This is a genomic window from Nitrospira sp. BLG_2, from assembly GCF_049222245.1.
On the sequence record NZ_JBLYIG010000157.1, the window covers coordinates 1 to 3994 of the forward strand.

Annotated in this window: 4 protein-coding genes; 3 read left to right on the top strand and 1 reads right to left on the bottom strand. The window is 55.7% G+C overall.

The window, feature by feature from the left end; all coding sequences use genetic code 11:
• From ACOSYY_RS04335 to ACOSYY_RS04345, 3 genes are all read left to right on the top strand, one after another.
• Positions 1–581: Cif family virulence factor (locus tag ACOSYY_RS04335; RefSeq protein WP_421661041.1), on the top strand; the 581-nt coding region annotated here is incomplete at its 5' end.
• A gap of 266 nt (positions 582–847) precedes the next feature.
• Positions 848–1123, top strand: coding sequence for a hypothetical protein (locus tag ACOSYY_RS04340; protein ID WP_421661042.1), 276 nt, complete (start codon positions 848–850; stop codon positions 1121–1123).
• 524 nt (positions 1124–1647) lie between these two features.
• On the top strand, positions 1648–3096 hold the full coding sequence (locus tag ACOSYY_RS04345) for an SGNH/GDSL hydrolase family protein (protein ID WP_421661043.1): 1449 nt from the start codon (positions 1648–1650) through the stop codon (positions 3094–3096).
• Between the two features lie 16 nt (positions 3097–3112).
• Here the strand turns inward: ACOSYY_RS04345 and ACOSYY_RS04350 are convergent.
• The coding region (locus ACOSYY_RS04350; RefSeq protein WP_421661044.1) for a dihydrolipoyl dehydrogenase family protein at positions 3113–3994 on the bottom strand (882 nt) is incomplete at its 5' end.

Consider the following 3994-nt stretch of genomic DNA (forward strand, 5'->3'; position numbering starts at 1 on the left):
TGAAACATGACTCAAAAGCATCTGCGTTCCTTGTACTGGGTCTGGCTCTATCCTGGGCATTCGTGCCCGTTCTGGCGTTGGCTAAGGTTCAAGTATTACCGGAGACGACATTGTTGCTGGAGGGGAAGAAGGTTGCGCGACAAGGAGAGATCTTGCGTCATCCGGTTGTGACGGACTTGCTTGCGGCGTTCGAACGTGCGGAATCCGCGCTGAAAAAAAAGGATATCGACGCGCTCATGCAGTTTTACGCGCCTTCTTACGATTATCACGGGTTGAAAGAAGACGATGTGCGCCGGGTATGGAACGAAGTATTCAAACACTACAAGGCCGTGGAATCGCTCCATTTATTTTCCGATATCAAGATTACGCAGGAGAACAAAGTGCTTCGCGCGGAAGTGACCTGCACGGGAGGATTGTACGGCACCGACGAACGCTCGGGAGATCGGATCACCCTCGACAGCTGGTTTCGGGAAGTCCATTATATGGTGAAAGAAGGTGATGCCTGGAGGTTTCTCGGCAATGCCGGCGAGGTGCCGGCTGCCGCTCCCTTTGCCTCGGCCCCACACCATCCGCTGTTCTGATCCGTTGCAAAAGGAGGCCGGCAGGCTGTTGAAAAAGTACATTGGCGTTCTTGCTTCGCGACGTTCACAAACATAGCAACGTTTATTCATCGTACGCCATCGAGTGAGACAAGCCGATTTAGCGTGGCACACATTCCTTGACTTACCATGGGATAATTGAGAGCGCAGTATCAATGCGGCCCAACGGAATCACTGTGGAAATCAGGAAGACGGACAGCGGTCTTTTCTGGTAAACTTCACCGGTCACCATGACGGAGGAACGACGAGTGGAATACGAATTTCCCAAGAAAGCCCTGGAGGCGCTGTCGCAAGGCGACCGCAGCAAAGCGATCGAACAGATTCAGATGGAGAGAAACATAAGCCGGGAGGAAGCGAGGGAGGTGGTTGCCGCGTTTATTCTTTCGCAACCTTCTCTGCAAGCGACAATGAGACTGAAGGAGAGCCGAGCGGAGACCCCGTGGGGTCTCATGCGCTGGCTGATCTTATTTCAGGCGATCGCGGTCGCAATCGGGTACTTCCTCTTTTTCCGAGACCAATGGTGAGCGGATTTGCCACAAGCAGCCGCATGACTTGCTGTTCCCGACCACAGTTATACCGTTTTCTCTGTTGAGAAGCGCTCTCTCGCGCTGGATGGACGGACCGAGTCGCTGGACGACGGGCATCAGCGGCGGATCGGCGAAGTCAACGCCACGTTGGCGCAACAAACCTTGAGCGTGCTGGGATTGGTGATGCGCGTCGGAGGCGCTGCCCTTCATTGGTTTGCCGGCGGGATGCAACAGGGGCATCGAGGTGGTAAAGCATTACTCGCCTAAAAATCGACGCGCATTGAAGAACTGAGGCGGGACCATCTTATCGTCCGTATCGTCCCGACTAGGGAATTCGCTAGTGTCGAACAGCTCAAGAGGTTAGTAAATTTTTGCTCCCTAACAAATTGATCTACAGGAATAACACGCCATGTCCTGTCCCTAGCTCTGCACTCGTACGTCGCGCATCCCTACGCTAATTAATATGTGCCGCCGCTGGTCCTGGACAACTCTTTATAGGTCCTAATGCTTTGAGGCTTACAATGACCCTTCGTCGTGATTCGCGAGAAAACGAGCTGCTCCTCTTCGCCGCTCTCCTCACCTTGGAATCGTCTTTTGCGGCCATGGCGATAGCGCTGTACATGAAAGGCGCGAGGCCTTTTTCGGTGTTTCTCTCCACTACACCGGGCAAAGCCTCTCTCTTCGCTGGTCTCGCCTGTGTGCTCAGCATCGCGGTCATTATTCATCAGTATGTGGCCGGCCGGCGAGGACCATCACGCAATTTCCGCATGATCCTGGCGATGAATCTCATCACTGTGATGCTCATTCTGTCCATCGGCGAGATCGCAGTCCGAGCGGGCTCTCACATGACTCCCAAGGGCGAAATATTCGGGAAGGTCCTGTTGAGACCGAAAAATTGGGACAAGATTGCAGATGAATACCGTCCGCTTCTTGAGCAAGCATCAGGAGATGCCTCATACATACAGTACGATGACCTGATGGGATGGACGCTTGAACCGAACAAAAGCAGTTCCGATGGACTGTACTATTCCAGCGCGGAGGGAATACGAGCTCCACAGGTAGGCATTTCGTTCGCCAAGGACACGGAGAAGACGCGGATTGCCCTGGTGGGAGATTCTTTTACCTTCGGGGAAGAGGTGGAATATGAGGATACATGGGGATACCGCTTAGAGAAGGACCTAGGTCCGGATGTTGAAGTCCTGGACTTTGGCGTTCCAGGCTATAGCGTGGGTCAGGCGTATTTGCGGTATGGGAAAGATGTTCGGGACTGGCATCCAAAGATCGTGATCTTCGGGCTCATCTCACATGACATCAACCGCTCCCTGTGGGTATATCCGTTTTTATCTGCGCCCGACTGGAAAGTTCCTTTCTCAAAACCTCGCCACATTCTGCGACAAGGGAGGCTCGTCAACATCAATGTGCCTCCCCTCCCGCCTGATTCGATCTTTGCCAGAGGATCGGTTTTAGAGCTTCCCTATCTGAAGTACGACAGAGGGTATACGCCTTATGACTGGGAGGAAAGATTCTTTCATCATTCCTATCTCGCGCGACTGGTGGTATCTATATTCCCTCGCTGGATAGCCGCCCAATACGATAACACGGATAAGGCACTGGTTTCGGTCAATGCAAAGATTCTGAAGGAGTTCGTGCGATCCGCAACCCAGGACGGAGCGATCCCTCTCCTGGTGTATTTTCCCAGTGGGATTGATTTGGCGAGTACGGATTCGACCGATAGTCTAGGCAGGCGAGTGTTGCAAAAGGCCGGCCTTCCCTATACAGATCCCACTCCCTGTTTGCTGGAGGTCCCCAGCTCCGCTCGGTTCGCAGCGGGTCATCATTACTCACCGCAAGGCAACGCCGCGGTCGCGAAATGCCTGGCCGAGGTTATTCGTGAAGTGCTGGGTCACGCCCCTGGTGAGGGACGGATTCCTGAACAGTCGATGGACGGACATAAGATCGCTTACCGGTGAAGTTGAGGATCGTCCTCTAATGCTTGGCCGTGTACATGTGTGTCGCTTGCCCGTCGAAGAGTTCGGCTGCCTCCATGACCGTTTCGCTTAATGTCGGGTGCGCATGGATGGAGGCCGCCAGATCTTCGGCTACCGCTCCCATCTCCACCGCCAACACGCCTTCGGCAATCAGCTCTCCCGCGCCCACTCCGCACAGTCCCACACCGAGGATTCGCCCGGACTCGGCATCGCACACTAATTTGGTCAGACCATCATTGCGGCCGACGGTGGTGGCTCGGCCGGAAGCCGCCCAGGGAAAGCGGGTGATTTTCACGGCTTGCCCGTTCCCCTTCGCCGCTTCTTCCGTCAGTCCGCACCAGGCGATTTCAGGATCGGTAAAGACGACGGCCGGGATCGCAGCAGGATCGAATGCCGCTTGTTGGCCGGCGATCACTCTGGCGGCGACCAATCCTTCATGAGTGGCCTTGTGCGCGAGCATCGGTTCCCCAACGGCGTCGCCGATGGCAAAGATGGTCGGCTCGGCCGTGCGTAATTGGCGATCGACCCGCACGAACCCTCTCTCCGAGACCGCGACTTTGGTGTGTTCGAGTCCGAGATGCTCCGTGTTCGCCCTCCGTCCCACCGCGATGAGCACACGGTCGAAGATTTCTGTGCGGGCTCCCTCAGGGCCTGCCAGCGTCGCCGCGATCCCGTTTTCGTGGGATTCCAGTTTGTCCACCTTCGTATTCAGCTCGATGGCCTTGAACCGCCGCTGCAGGCGCTGCTGCAACGGCCGCACGAGATCCGGATCGGCGCCGTTGAGGAGGCGCGGCAACAGCTCTACGACCGTCACCTCGGATCCGAGAGCGTCATACACCGTGCCCAATTCCAATCCGATGTATCCGCCGCCCACCACCAG

What these genes read in the sequence shown, in the direction of transcription:
- ACOSYY_RS04345 (WP_421661043.1), top strand. Translation starts at nt 1,648, where the DNA reads ATGACCCTTCGTCGTGATTCGCGAGAAAACGAGCTGCTCCTCTTCGCC.